The organism is Spirosoma pulveris, from assembly GCF_054781875.1.
The window spans coordinates 163,628-175,838 of the sequence record NZ_BAAGTO010000008.1 but is presented as its reverse complement, the minus strand read 5'-3'; the positions used below and the strand labels follow the sequence as shown (position 1 = coordinate 175,838).

Genomic DNA, 12,211 nt, shown 5'->3' with positions numbered 1-12,211 from the left:
TTAAACGTCATATCTCGCAGAGAAGGCGTTTGAAAGCACCTTTCTGCCAATAATCCCTGATCGCTATCACACATTTTATCGTTATATTTGATAAACACGATTGAGTTGTGGCAGACCGAACAAATCTGCTGACCACACTGTTCAGACAATACGTTGGTATCATCCTTTCTATGGGCAACTGTATTGCTGACACCTACCAAAGCCGCAAGGTATTGCGGCTCTACAAACGACGATTCTTATGAAAGGCTTTCAATTTTCTGATTACATACCGCCCGAACAAAAGGAAGGCAGCAAATTCGACCAGTTGCTGAATATCTTCCAGCAGTTGCTGCTCCTTACTTCCGGCGACGTAGAGCAGGCAATGTCCTGGATGAGCCAGCTCGACCGGCAGTATGGCCTTACCGATGACAAATACGGTATCGGCAACTTCTTCGACGACCTCAAAGAAAAAGGCTATTTGACCGAAGAGAACCAGGAAGGCAAGCTCGTGATGACGCCCAAAAGCGAACAGACGATTCGACGCAGCGCGCTGGAAGAGATTTTCGGCAAACTTAAACGGTCTAAATCGGGCGGGAACCATAACACCCCTTATACCGGAACGGGGGATGAGTTGAGCAGTGATCTCCGTACTTACCAGTTCGGTGATACACTGGAACAGATCTCCATGACCGAATCCATCAAAAACGCGCAGATCAACAGCGGTGTTGACGAGTTCAGACTTATGGAACGCGATCTGGAAGTGACGGAAAAGGAGCAGAAGACGCAAACATCGACGGTGCTGATGATCGACATTAGCCACTCGATGATCCTGTACGGCGAAGACCGGATTACGCCCGCTAAAAAGGTTGCTCTTGCGCTGGTAGAACTCATCAAGCAGAAGTACCCGAAAGACACCCTCGATATTGTGGTGTTCGGTAACGATGCCTGGCAAATTCAGGCCAAAGAGCTTCCCTATCTGGAAGTTGGTCCTTACCACACCAATACCGTAGCCGGGCTCGAACTGGCCATGGACCTGCTGCGTCGGCGGAAGAATAAGAACAAGCAGATCTTCATGATTACGGACGGGAAACCGACCTGTTTGAAAGAAGGCATCAAATACTACAAGAACTCATTCGGTCTCGACCGCAAAGTTGTTACTAAAACCCTGACACTGGCTGCTCAATGCCGTCGGCTGGAGATTCCCATCACGACGTTCATGATTGCTTCGGACCCCTACCTGAAACAGTTTGTGCAGGAATTTACCAAGGTTAACAATGGCCGGGCTTATTACAGCGGTTTGCAGGGATTAGGCAATATGATGTTCGAAGATTTCCAGCGCAACCGCCGGAAAAATATCAAGTAAGTACCTAATGCGTTTTTTGTCATGCTGACGAAGGAAGCATCTTCGGATACACAAGGTATTGTTTGCTAACCCCGAAGATGCTTCCTTCGTCAGCATGACAAAAAACAATGACAACTTTCGCCGACAAAGCCATTTCATATTACAACTCGCTGGCGGCTCCGACCAATCTGCCGCCCGACATAGGTGTCATGAATCCCTATCAACAGCCGAATGTAAAGGCAATCGTGGCGGAGTTTTACACGAAATTCTTTACCGATAACACCCCGCGTGTATTTGTAATGGGCATCAATCCGGGGCGATTTGGTGCGGGCGTAACGGGAATTTCCTTCACGACACCCCAAAACCTGCGCCGGTATTGTGGTATCGAAAACGACCTACCTGATACACCTGAGTTGTCGAGCCGGTTCATCTATCAGGTTGTCGATGCGTTTGGTGGTGCGAAGGCATTCTATGAACGCTTTTTCCTGACCTCTCTGTTTCCGCTGGCACTCACCAAAGCCGCGCCGGGCACCGGCCCCAAAAACTATAACTTTTACGATGACCGGGCCACCACCGAATCCCTTTGGCCAGCCATCACCGACACCGTTCGCACGCAACTCGAGTTCGGCGGCAACAGGCGCGTGGCCGTTTGTCTGGGGCGTAAAAACGAAACGTATTTACGTCGACTGAACGATCAGCAAGGCTTTTTCGAGCGGATCGTTACCCTCGACCATCCACGTTATATTCTTCAGTACAAAAGCAAGGCTATGCCTGCATACCTGGAGAGCTACATTGCTACCCTGCATGAATGTACCGACTAAGCAGCCAAAAGACCCGCACATCTGTGCGGGTCTTTTGGCTGCTTAGTCGGGGTGTGGAAATAGCGTGTACCTGATGGGTGGTTTATACCCGTTTGAATTCGACCGTGGTTGTGTAGGTTTCCTCAACACCATCGCCATCAATGTCATCCTTTTCCAGAATGCTCCAGGTCATTACGTTTCCATTTACGGTATAATCGTAGGTAGAAGGCCCATCCTCACCGGTGATCGTCAGCTTGTTTCCCGCTGTTTTCCAGGTAGCCTGCTTCCCAACGGGGTTGTAGTCGTCGGCGCCATTGGACTTGCACTTTGGCGAATCGGTACCCGTTACGGTACCATTGCCTTTCAGGGTGAACGTTATATCGGTCAGGCAGGCAACCACATCTTCACCGGCATAGGCTTTCATCAGGGCCAGATAGTCCTGCGTTGTCTTCCCGTCAGACAGCTTCATACCCGAAATCTTCCAACTTCCTTCTACTGAGTTTGGCGTCACCGGATCTCCGCCATTGCTCTCGCTCTTTTTGCAACTGCCAAACCATAATGGCATCGTTATAACGAATGCCCAAGCGAGTAAACGACTTACATGCATCATGTTCGTAAAGTATTTGTTTGAGTTTTATTTGGTTCTATACAAATGTAGAGAGCCAAAGAAGCCTCGTTAGGGGCAGTCTGCCTGACTTGTCGTTTAGACTGGATGAACTGGTGCAGGAAGTGAATGAAGCGTTTGTTGGCCGACACCTGCCACAACCAGATTCCGGCCAACAAACAAAAAACCGGCTCGTTAACGAGCCGGTTTGCCAAACGATAGTCTCTGCCGGGGATTACTGTTTTTTGAGATCCATTGTATAGGTATAGGCCGTTTTAGTACCCGTACCTAAAAAGTCCTGGCTGTCCTTCCACTGCAATTTGAGGATCGAGCCCGTACTCAATACCGTATAGGCCGTTTTGGTGCCATCGCTTTTTGTGAGCGTCAACACATTGGCGTCATATTTCCAGGTGCTCGTGGCATCGATACCTGTAATTGTACTGGGCGGTATGGCGCTTTTCTGACAGGTAACGGGATTGTCGTTGGCAATAGCCCCGCCTGACTTGAAAGTCAATGTAATATCGTTCAGGCAAGTGGTCGTTAACAGCAATGGCGCAGCGGCCAGCAAGTCTTCGTACACGCCGGCAACTTTTGGGCTCGCTGTAAGAGCACTGATTTTGTAGCTGCCTTCCACCGTTGATGAGACCGTGTCAGGAGTATCATTTTTTGAGCAGCTGCCAAACCACATCGGAAGCGCCAGTACTACAGCATAAGTCAGTAGTCGGGATGGGATTATGTTTTTCATTTTTCTGGTTGTAAGACGTAAAATCCAGCGGAAGCGATTGCTTTCGCGTACAAATAAAAACGGTTCCTGAATTAAGCCCGAAAATCGTCCCGTTAATTTATTAGAAGAACCCTATTTCATGATTTGATGCAACAGATAACTGAAAACCTCCCTCCTTAAGCGGCTGAGATACCTAATTAGCCGTAGCCATGAAGGTATCACTTATTAAGTTGTATCTGCTGCCCCAGGGCTACCACTGCCGGAGACGAATTGCTGGATAAATACGCTACCACATGCTGGATCTCCAGCTCCGGATAGGGATTATTTTGCGGATTAACCAGAGGGATGGCGACCACACCCGCCAACTGGCTTACGTTGAAATGAGATGGAATCAGGGCTACTCCCTTGCCAAGCTGCACCAGTTCGGCCAGCAATTCGAGCGAGGTTACTTCCTGCACAATGTGCCGCTGGTAACCCGCCTGCCGGCAAAGCCACTCAACCGATTCGAAGACCGGATTAAGCGGGGGCGGAATTTCAACCCATACTTCGTGCTGTAACTGAGCCAGCGAAATGAGACTCTGTTGAGCCAGCGCATGATGCTTCGCCAGTAGTACAGAGGTAGCACCTTTGGTGAAGGGAATGGCCGATAGACTGGCGAACTGCAATGGCAGAATCGTTAGGCCCAAATCGATCGTATTATCAATCAGCGCCTGCTGTACGGCTAGAAAAGAGGGTAGTTCAACCAGTTTGACGGTCGCCTGCGGAACCCGCTCCGACAACAGGTTCATCACATCGATAATACGGCTCCGAAGCAACGTCTTGAAAACGCCCATCCGAATGGGTTGCTGCAACCCCGCCCGCCGGGTAGCTTCTATGGCCTGCTGGCTCAACTGGAGCAACTGGCGAGCCTCTTTTAACAGTACCCGGCCCGCGTCTGTCAATTCCACTTTCCGCTGGATAGTTCGTCGGCTCCGCACAAACAGCTCCACCCCCAATTCGTTTTCCAGCAGTTGTATTTGCTGGCTTAAGGCTGGCTGGGAAATAAATAACCGACCGGCGGCCCGTCTGTAATGCAGTTCCTGCGCTACTTCAACGAAATAACGAAGCTGGCGTAATTCCATAGATGCTGATAACGTATACTTATCACAAAGTAAGAAAGTTCAGCTGGCTACTAATGAATTACCGGGCAAAACGCCGATTATCATCGCCAGTCATAATTTAGTCTACCGGCATCCTAACAAAATTGGCTAGCGTGATGATCACACTAGCCAATCTTCCGTAACCAGACTATTACTTCTCTTTATTCATAAACTTGATACTCGACAGCGACATCAGGGGCTGGAGTTTCTTTGCCTCATCGTTTTTGAAAACGAAATACACGTCATGAACACCTTCGGCATTTTTAAGCGTCATGAACACGGGCGGACGGGCAAAGGGGTTGGGCCGGGGTTTAGCGGGTTCGCCGGGTGTGGCCGGACCAGCAGCAGCGGGGCCTCCGGCAGCGGCAGGACCGTTTCCGCCACCAGCGGGTCGGGGTCCAGCTTCCATCTGCGCCATCAGCTTTTCCATATCCACTTCAGGAGCCAGTTCAACAACCGTTTCGCCAGCGATGGGGCCGGTGGGTGAGTCGAGGTGGATCTCAATGGTACCGCCCGAACTGCCTTCGCGTCGCTGCGCCGACGCCGTCAGTTCAAGCTGTTTGATGCCCGTTAAATCCAGCTTTCGGAAACCGATGTAGCTGTTTGCATACGGAATGACATTCTCTCCTTTTCCCATACCTCTGGCCTTTACGTCGGCTCCGCGAATGACCGCAGCGGTAGCGGCATCGAGTTGTGGGCTCCGCAGCACGAGCAGTTGCTCGCTGGTCTGGGCCGGTACAGGCTTGCCCCCTTTTACTGCCGATTTACCCTGGTCGGTGTAAGCCGCCCGGATCAGTACGGACCCGGTGCCCTTGTCGCCCTCCGGAATTTTCAGGTTATACGTGCCCTCCATGGGTAGGCTGCTGAGGGTTTTCTCGTTGATATGCAGAATGTAGTTCACCAGAATCCCCGCATCGGCAACTGACATGGCGGGGTGACCCGGCATAGCCACATCGCCCCAGACACCTACGCCACCCTGCCGAATTTTGGCAACCAGCCGCCCAGGCGCTGCGGCATCCCCTTTGTATTTGGTGGCAACGGCGGTGAAAGCCGGACCAACCGACTTTGTGTCGATCTGATGGCACACTTTACAATCACTCTGGCTGATTAAGGCTTGTGCCACTGCGTATTGCGTAGACGCATCGACACTGCGCTGGCCCTGCATGACCTCGGCATAATCGAACCCTTCTGAAGTGTAGTCGATGCTCATGGCTACCCGGGCCGGACTTATTTTACCCGGAGCAGTGCCCGATTTGGCGAGGGTACCGTCTTCCTTATCCGACACATTGACCGTATATTGGATAGGCTGATCGGGGAAGAAGAACGTTTTATTTCCGGTTAGATTTACGGCAACAACGGGTGCTTCGTTTCCGGCAATGATGCGTACCGACTGGCTGTTGGCGGCCCCATGCGTATCCGTAACCGTCAGTGTAGCGGTATATACACCGGCTTTATCGAAGGTAACCGACGGGGTAGCGGTTGCAAACACTTTTGGCGCCATACCCGGCGAGGTCACTTTCCACTGGTAACTAAGCGCGTCGCCGTCGTTATCTTTACTTCCATCGGCAGACAACGTCAGTTGCAACGGGATAGTACCGCCTGGCTTACTGGCAGATGCCTGCACAATTGGCTTGCGGTTTCCGCTGTTGTACTCAATCCGAACCAGACGGGCGTTGTCACTCTTGCGGAACCAGTTGCTGCCGTATTCAAGTACGTACAGGTCGCCGTCGGGGCCAAACTTCATGTCGATGGGTTCTACCGGGTGATAGCTAGGCAGCACCCGCTCCATCGACTTGTAATTGCTCTCGGCATCCATGGAAACGGCCATGATCCAGCCTCTGGAAAAATCGGTGATAAGCCACTTTCCTTCGTAATACGCGGGCCAGGGCCGCTTGGCTCCTTTAAAGTCAGCCTGGTGATACACCGGTCCGCCTGTTGCCGAACGCGACCCTGTACCTACCAGCGGGAACTCCTCCGAAACCGCGTATGGGTAGTAAATGAACGACGGAGCCGTTGGCGGCAGATTCGTCAGTCCGGTATTGTTAGGCGAGTTATTGACCGGATTTTTCGGGTCTTTTTTCTCCAGGGGCTTCTTGTTGGCGTAGTCGTACACCGGGAATGCCTGATTATTCCCCACGAACCACGGCCAGCCGAAGTTACCCGGCTTCCGGGCCTGGTTCATCTCATCGTATCCGCGCGGACCGATTTCAGAATCCTTCGTAGCATCGGGACCGATTTCGCCCCAATACACGTAGCCCGTCTTACTGTCAACAGAAATGCGCCAGGCGTTACGATGCCCCATTGAATAAATTTCGGGGCGGGTTTTGGCGGTTCCTTTCGGAAACAGGTTTCCCTCCGGGATAGAATACGTACCATCTGCTTCGGGGTGAATACGCAGGATCTTGCCCCGTAGGTCGTTGGTATTGCCGGCATGGCCCTGATCGTCCCAACTGCTGCGGTCGGGGCGTTCGTCGGTCTGGGCGGCCTGCTGGTTTCCCGTGTTGTTACCCACCGTGAGGTATAGATTACCCGCCCGGTCCCAGGTCATTCCACCACCGGTATGGCAACACACTTCGCGCTGGGTAGTTACTTCCAGCATGACCTTCTGCGAGTTCTCAACCAGTTTCTCGTTGCGGTACTCCCAGCGGGTCAGAATGTGTTTCTTTTCGGTCGGATGTGCGTAATAGAGGTACATCCAGTGATTCTGGTCAAAATTCGGGTCAAGCGACATACCCAGAAGGCCTTCCTCCGCTTCCGATACACGACCCTGCGCCGAGGTGTACTTCGTGTTCACCGGAATAGTCGCGACCAGATCGACCGTTTTGGTAACAGGATCGTATTTTTTCAATGCCCCTTTTCGTTCGATGATGAACGCTGTACCATCTTTAGCTACCTCAAACACCATTGGCTCATCGAGGTCCTCGGCCAGCACGACGGGTGTAAAACGGGTTTCGTCGGGCTTAGCCGGTCCGTCCTGCATCACGAAAGAGGCCAGCCCCATGAACAATGCCGCATGAAGGGACAGACCCAACAGACCCGGAACGCGGGGGCTCCATCTGCCTGTTTTAATTATCGTTTTTTTCATTGGAAGGGCTGGTTAAGCCAGTATCTTTTTCAGATTGGTAATGCTGGTCGTAATGCTTTCAATACCCTGAGGGGCCATGTCCTGCTCCACGAAGAAGTATTTCAGACCCGCTGTTTTAGCCGCCGAAAAAGCCTTTTTGAAATCGACCATCCCGTTACCCACTTCGGTAATTGTTTTGTTGTCGTCTTTAATGTCCTTGATGTGCCAGAGCGGGAATCGGCCTGGCTGCTCTTTGAACAGTGCAACGGGGTCTTTACCCGCTTTGGTGGCCCAGGCAAGGTCCAGCTCCATTTTCACCAGATCTTTATCCGTCTGCGACAGGATTAGTTCATAGGGTGTCTTACCGCCCTCGACGGGATCGAATTCGGTCGCGTGGTTGTGATATGCAAAGCCGATACCGCCTTTTTTAGCCGCTTCGCCCGTTTTTTGAAATACCTCAATGGACTTGTTGATATCGTCAATGGTGCCAACGGGTGTGCTGGAACAAACCAGGTACGACAATCCGCCTTCGTTAGCCTCATCAATCAGTTGCTGGTAATTATCGCGCAGGTTGAGCATGGGCGGCATTTTCGAGAAATCCATAGCCGGACGAGAGGGTGCTCCAGCGGCTCCGGCAGCAGCGGGTGCCGCCGGACGTGGCCGAAATGGTGCACCACCGGCATGGTGTGCCCGCCAGGTCATGCCCAGGTCGCTAACCAGTTTCCGGAACTCTTTAGCCGAATACCCATAATAACCTCCACGCGTATTGAACGCCGATTCTATCTCATTGTACCCTGCAGCCGCTACTTTTTCCAATGTTCCCTTAGGGTCCTCATTCATTGGCTTGAACAGCGTAAACAACTGAATACCAATCGGGTATTTTGGCGCGGCATTAAAAAGATTAGTTGCTCCGGCAAACGTTGGCAGAGCGAGGCCACCAAGTGTCAGGGCGCCGGCATCACGTAAAAAATTCCGTCTCGTTGTCATAAAATCAAGTAAAAAAGATAGAGAATTAGTTGGTTTAGCAAAAAGGATTTGTGTTACTCAGTAAGCAAAAGCGTTGCCCCAACGGGTACCCGTTGGGGCAACGCTTTAAGTGGATAGACGAATTTTATTCGCGCCATTAACTTTTAAAATTACTTCTTTTCTGCAATGGCGGCATCTTGTTTAGTGAACTCACCGTTCACTTTCAGTTCAATTTCATCACTCACAACGACGACCGGAATGGTACCTATGCCGAAATCAGACCGCTTTATGGTACCGCTCGCCTTAAAGCCCGCTTTCTCCTGCTCTTTACCACCCATGCCTTTCATCGCAACAGGACCCACCATGATCACATTGAGGGTCACGGGTTTTGTCACGCCGTGCATCGTTAGATCACCCGTCAGTTTGTATTGCTTTCCTTCTACTTTTTTGAACGACGTGCTCTTGAAGGACAGAGCTGGAAATTTGGCGGCATCGAAAAAGTCGGGGCTTTTGAGGTGACCGTCCCGGCGCTCGTTGTCGGTATTGATGCTGTTTACATCGGCCGTTAGTTCGAACGTGGCATCAGACAAATCAGCTTTTGCTGAAGTGATTTTAGCATCGAACGCTTTGAAATTACCGTCTACGTCAGACAGCAGGTTGTGCGTGAGCGTAAACCCTACCCGAGAGTGAGATTTATCAACAGCCCAGGTTTGCGCGTAAGCAGTAGACAGACTAAGCAGAGCAGCAACGGAGAATAGTAATGATTTCATGGGTTTTGGAATTGGTTTGTGAAAAATCAGTAAACTATGTGAAGACTACGTTAATCGAGCAAGCAACGTTAGCGGGGCCGACCGCCCGCTGGGGCCGCTGCAGGGGCCGCCTGTGGTTGACCACCACCGTCGCCGTCACCTTTTACGTCGTCATTGCTAACCGAACGCCCTTTTTTGCGGGGAGCTTCGAAGGTCATTTTACCGATCCGGTAGGAGAAGGTCACTTTTATATTTGAATTGTACAGGTTGGTAACGCTCACCGACGACAGCGTTGGGGTGTTCAGGGTGGTACGCATGGTTACCCCACCACCAAAGTTTTCAGCGGCCAGCCCAATGCTGCCCCGCTTGTTGGCCACATCTTTCCGAACGCCCACCGAGTACATGTAGAAGCTGCCCATAGTACCCTGCAGTTGAGGGCTTGGTCCCCGGAAAAAGCTGAACGCCTGTGCGCTCCATCCTTTGTCGAGTTGGAGCTGGCTCATCAGTCGTCCGCCAAGGCTCACGCCTGTATTGCTGATCGTGATCGACTTGCCGTCGGCACCCGGCGTCAGGCCCTGCATGTATACATAGTACGCATCAATCCCGCCGTTGACTGTCCATTTAGGCGTGATGCTGGTATTGAAAAAGACGTTGGTGCCAACGGTGCGCTGTACGCCAATGTTTTGAAACGTCGTGATGATCGCCCCGGCCAGCGTGTCGGAGGGTATCCGGATTTGGGAGATGCCATTGTTGGTCAACCGTCCGAAGACCGATGCATTGATGTACGTTTTCTTGACAGTTGAACTTAGGCTCAGCTCCACATTGTCGGTTAGTTCGGGGCTCAGGTTCGGGTTACCCACCATAATCATCTGGGGGTTGGCCGTGTTCACGTTCGGGTTCAGCTGTTGTAAACCCGGCCGCTGAATCCGGCGGTTATAGGCGGCCTTTACGGTCGTTCCACCCTTCAGACTTTTCGACACGTTGATACTGGGAACCAGATTGCTGTAATCGGGGATATTCAGGTTCGTATTTTCGTTTGCCTTAGCCGCAATACCCGTGTGTTCGTAACGGGTACCCACTTTAAACGTGTATTTGCTGGGGGTTACGTAGGTGTACGAAATATAACCCGCACCAATATTCTGGTTGTAGAGCAAGGAACCGGATGGATTCGTTGGGTCGAAAACCAGTTCGCCCGTGCTGCCGCCAAGCTGGTACTGAAACCGGCTGTCGACCTGGCGCATGATGGCTTTTGCCCCAAACTCCAGCAACTGATTTTTGCGGATGGGCGTTTGGTAATCGGTCTGGAAGGTAAACTCCTGGTTGGTGTTGTTATTGAGGTTGCGCTGCCGACTGGTCAGCTCGCCCGTTTGTCCCAGAATATCGGCGTAGAAGTTATTGGTCAATCCCGTGCGGCTATATTGAGTGGAGATCGACCATTCCTGTTGCGGCTTGAAGGTGCGAATGTAATCCAGGTTCATATCTACCGAGTTAGACAGGTCTTTCCGGTTCACATCGCGGTTGGTCATGTTCAGCAGTGCTTCATTGACGTAGGTATTCGTCAACTGCGTTTGCTGCTGAATGAAATTTCGGGTACCGAACCGAACATTGGCCGACAACGACTGATCCTTAGCCAGATCGTAATCTATACCCAGCGTATACTGACCGAAGATCGGTTTGTCGAAAGCCGTACCCTGCTGGCTGGTTCGCAATGTCCTTCCACTTACCTGTGTCGTCTGGTCCAGTGTTGACGAAGCCCCGTTGTAGCCGGCGCGGCCAAATCCACCCAATGTAAGGCCCAGTTTTCCCTGCCGGTAAGATCCGTTCAGGCCCAGGTTCGATGCGCGAAGTCCAGCCCCGGCGTCTACGTTCAGCGTCAGCCCGTGGAGGGTATTCTTTTTCGTGACGATATTAATAATACCGGCGGCTCCCTCGGCATCGTATTTGGCCGACGGACTCGTGATCACCTCTACCGACTTGATCATATCGGCGGGGAGTTGCTTGAGGGCATCGGCTACGTTGGCGGCAACAATCGTCGATGGTTTGTTATTGATCAGTACCCGGATGTTCTGGCTACCCCGCAAGCTGACGTTTCCATCCAGATCAACCGACAGCATCGGTACCCGCTTCAGCACATCCGACGCGTCGCCCCCTTTGGCGGTGATATCTTTATCGGCGTTGAACACGAGCCGGTCAACTTTTTCTTCAATGAGTGCGGCCTGCCCTGTTACCACCACTTCGCCCAGTGTACGCACATCGGCGGGGAGCTTAACGGCTCCCAGATTAAGGTCTGTTCCTTTTACGACGGTGACCTTCTGCGAGTCACGGGTTTTGTAGCCGATAAAGGAGTACTGAAGCCGGTAATCGCCCGGTGCCAGTTTAGTCAATGAAAATTGACCTTTGGCATCCGACGTGGTTCCGTCGATGGGCTTGTTTGTGACAATATTGATGAGGGCAACGGTGGCAAATTCAACGGGTTTGCCCGACGTCGAATCAACTAAAATCCCGGCTATCTTACCGTTCCCTTTTGGCGTTTCTTCCGCCACACCCGTAAATTCTTTTTTACGGCGATTGTCTTGTCCACCAAACCCGCCGGGGCCACCGGGGCCACCACCCGGCGGGCCGAACTGAGCGTAGGTAAGTCCGGGCAGAAGCAGACTCGTCAACATGGCCAGGTGCAGCAGAAGAAGGAATTGTTTTTTCATTGTCAGTTGTATTGATCATTAACAGACCAAAACAACATCTATTCCCGCAACCGTAAAAATGCAATAGACCGCTGGGGTATAAACGTCGACAGAGACCCGGTTTTAACCGATAGAACCGAAACACCGGACACCGGCAGCTCCG

9 protein-coding genes are annotated in these 12,211 nt (G+C 51.9%); 2 read left to right on the top strand and 7 right to left on the bottom strand.

Translation table 11 applies throughout. The annotated features are described in order from the left end of the window. Positions 1 to 238 precede the first annotated feature (238 nt). Entirely contained in the window at positions 239 to 1,342 is a 1,104-nt protein-coding gene (locus ACYVJM_RS23675; RefSeq protein WP_461150715.1) for a vWA domain-containing protein, read from the top strand. A 107-nt stretch (positions 1,343 to 1,449) separates the two neighbouring features. After that, positions 1,450 to 2,142 (top strand): uracil-DNA glycosylase family protein, encoded by a 693-nt coding sequence (locus ACYVJM_RS23670; RefSeq protein ID WP_461150714.1) that lies wholly within the window; start codon positions 1,450 to 1,452, stop codon positions 2,140 to 2,142. A gap of 82 nt (positions 2,143 to 2,224) precedes the next feature. Here the strand turns inward: ACYVJM_RS23670 and ACYVJM_RS23665 are convergent, their stop codons facing one another. From ACYVJM_RS23665 to ACYVJM_RS23635, 7 genes are all read right to left on the bottom strand, one after another. After that, complete coding sequence (locus ACYVJM_RS23665; RefSeq protein WP_461150713.1) at positions 2,225 to 2,686, bottom strand: lipocalin family protein; 462 nt, start codon at positions 2,684 to 2,686, stop codon at positions 2,225 to 2,227. A 274-nt stretch (positions 2,687 to 2,960) separates the two neighbouring features. Beyond that, the gene (locus tag ACYVJM_RS23660; RefSeq protein WP_461150712.1) at positions 2,961 to 3,470 is read right to left on the bottom strand and encodes a lipocalin family protein; all 510 of its coding nucleotides are present in this window, start codon (positions 3,468 to 3,470) and stop codon (positions 2,961 to 2,963) included. 197 nt (positions 3,471 to 3,667) lie between these two features. Then, positions 3,668 to 4,570 carry a LysR family transcriptional regulator gene (locus ACYVJM_RS23655; RefSeq protein WP_461150711.1) on the bottom strand — a complete coding sequence of 301 codons (903 nt, stop codon included), beginning with the start codon at positions 4,568 to 4,570 and terminating at the stop codon, positions 3,668 to 3,670. Between the two features lie 169 nt (positions 4,571 to 4,739). Continuing rightward, complete coding sequence (locus ACYVJM_RS23650) at positions 4,740 to 7,673, bottom strand: PQQ-dependent sugar dehydrogenase (protein ID WP_461150710.1); 2,934 nt, start codon at positions 7,671 to 7,673, stop codon at positions 4,740 to 4,742. Positions 7,674 to 7,685: 12 nt separating this feature from the next. Then, the gene (locus ACYVJM_RS23645; RefSeq protein ID WP_461150709.1) at positions 7,686 to 8,639 is read right to left on the bottom strand and encodes a sugar phosphate isomerase/epimerase family protein; all 954 of its coding nucleotides are present in this window, start codon (positions 8,637 to 8,639) and stop codon (positions 7,686 to 7,688) included. 149 nt (positions 8,640 to 8,788) lie between these two features. Next, positions 8,789 to 9,388: a YceI family protein gene (locus ACYVJM_RS23640; RefSeq protein ID WP_461150708.1), complete on the bottom strand. Its 600-nt coding sequence runs from the start codon at positions 9,386 to 9,388 to the stop codon at positions 8,789 to 8,791. A gap of 68 nt (positions 9,389 to 9,456) precedes the next feature. Beyond that, positions 9,457 to 12,069 carry a TonB-dependent receptor gene (locus ACYVJM_RS23635; RefSeq protein WP_461150707.1) on the bottom strand — a complete coding sequence of 871 codons (2,613 nt, stop codon included), beginning with the start codon at positions 12,067 to 12,069 and terminating at the stop codon, positions 9,457 to 9,459. Positions 12,070 to 12,211 lie beyond the last annotated feature (142 nt).

Coding starts and splice junctions, on each gene's coding strand:
- ACYVJM_RS23640 (WP_461150708.1), bottom strand. CDS start 9,388: ATGAAATCATTACTATTCTCCGTTGCTGCTCTGCTTAGTCTGTCTACT.
- ACYVJM_RS23665 (WP_461150713.1), bottom strand. CDS start 2,686: ATGCCATTATGGTTTGGCAGTTGCAAAAAGAGCGAGAGCAATGGCGGA.
- ACYVJM_RS23635 (WP_461150707.1), bottom strand. CDS start 12,069: ATGAAAAAACAATTCCTTCTTCTGCTGCACCTGGCCATGTTGACGAGT.
- ACYVJM_RS23675 (WP_461150715.1), top strand. CDS start 239: ATGAAAGGCTTTCAATTTTCTGATTACATACCGCCCGAACAAAAGGAA.
- ACYVJM_RS23655 (WP_461150711.1), bottom strand. CDS start 4,570: ATGGAATTACGCCAGCTTCGTTATTTCGTTGAAGTAGCGCAGGAACTG.
- ACYVJM_RS23650 (WP_461150710.1), bottom strand. CDS start 7,673: ATGAAAAAAACGATAATTAAAACAGGCAGATGGAGCCCCCGCGTTCCG.
- ACYVJM_RS23670 (WP_461150714.1), top strand. CDS start 1,450: ATGACAACTTTCGCCGACAAAGCCATTTCATATTACAACTCGCTGGCG.
- ACYVJM_RS23645 (WP_461150709.1), bottom strand. CDS start 8,639: ATGACAACGAGACGGAATTTTTTACGTGATGCCGGCGCCCTGACACTT.
- ACYVJM_RS23660 (WP_461150712.1), bottom strand. CDS start 3,470: ATGAAAAACATAATCCCATCCCGACTACTGACTTATGCTGTAGTACTG.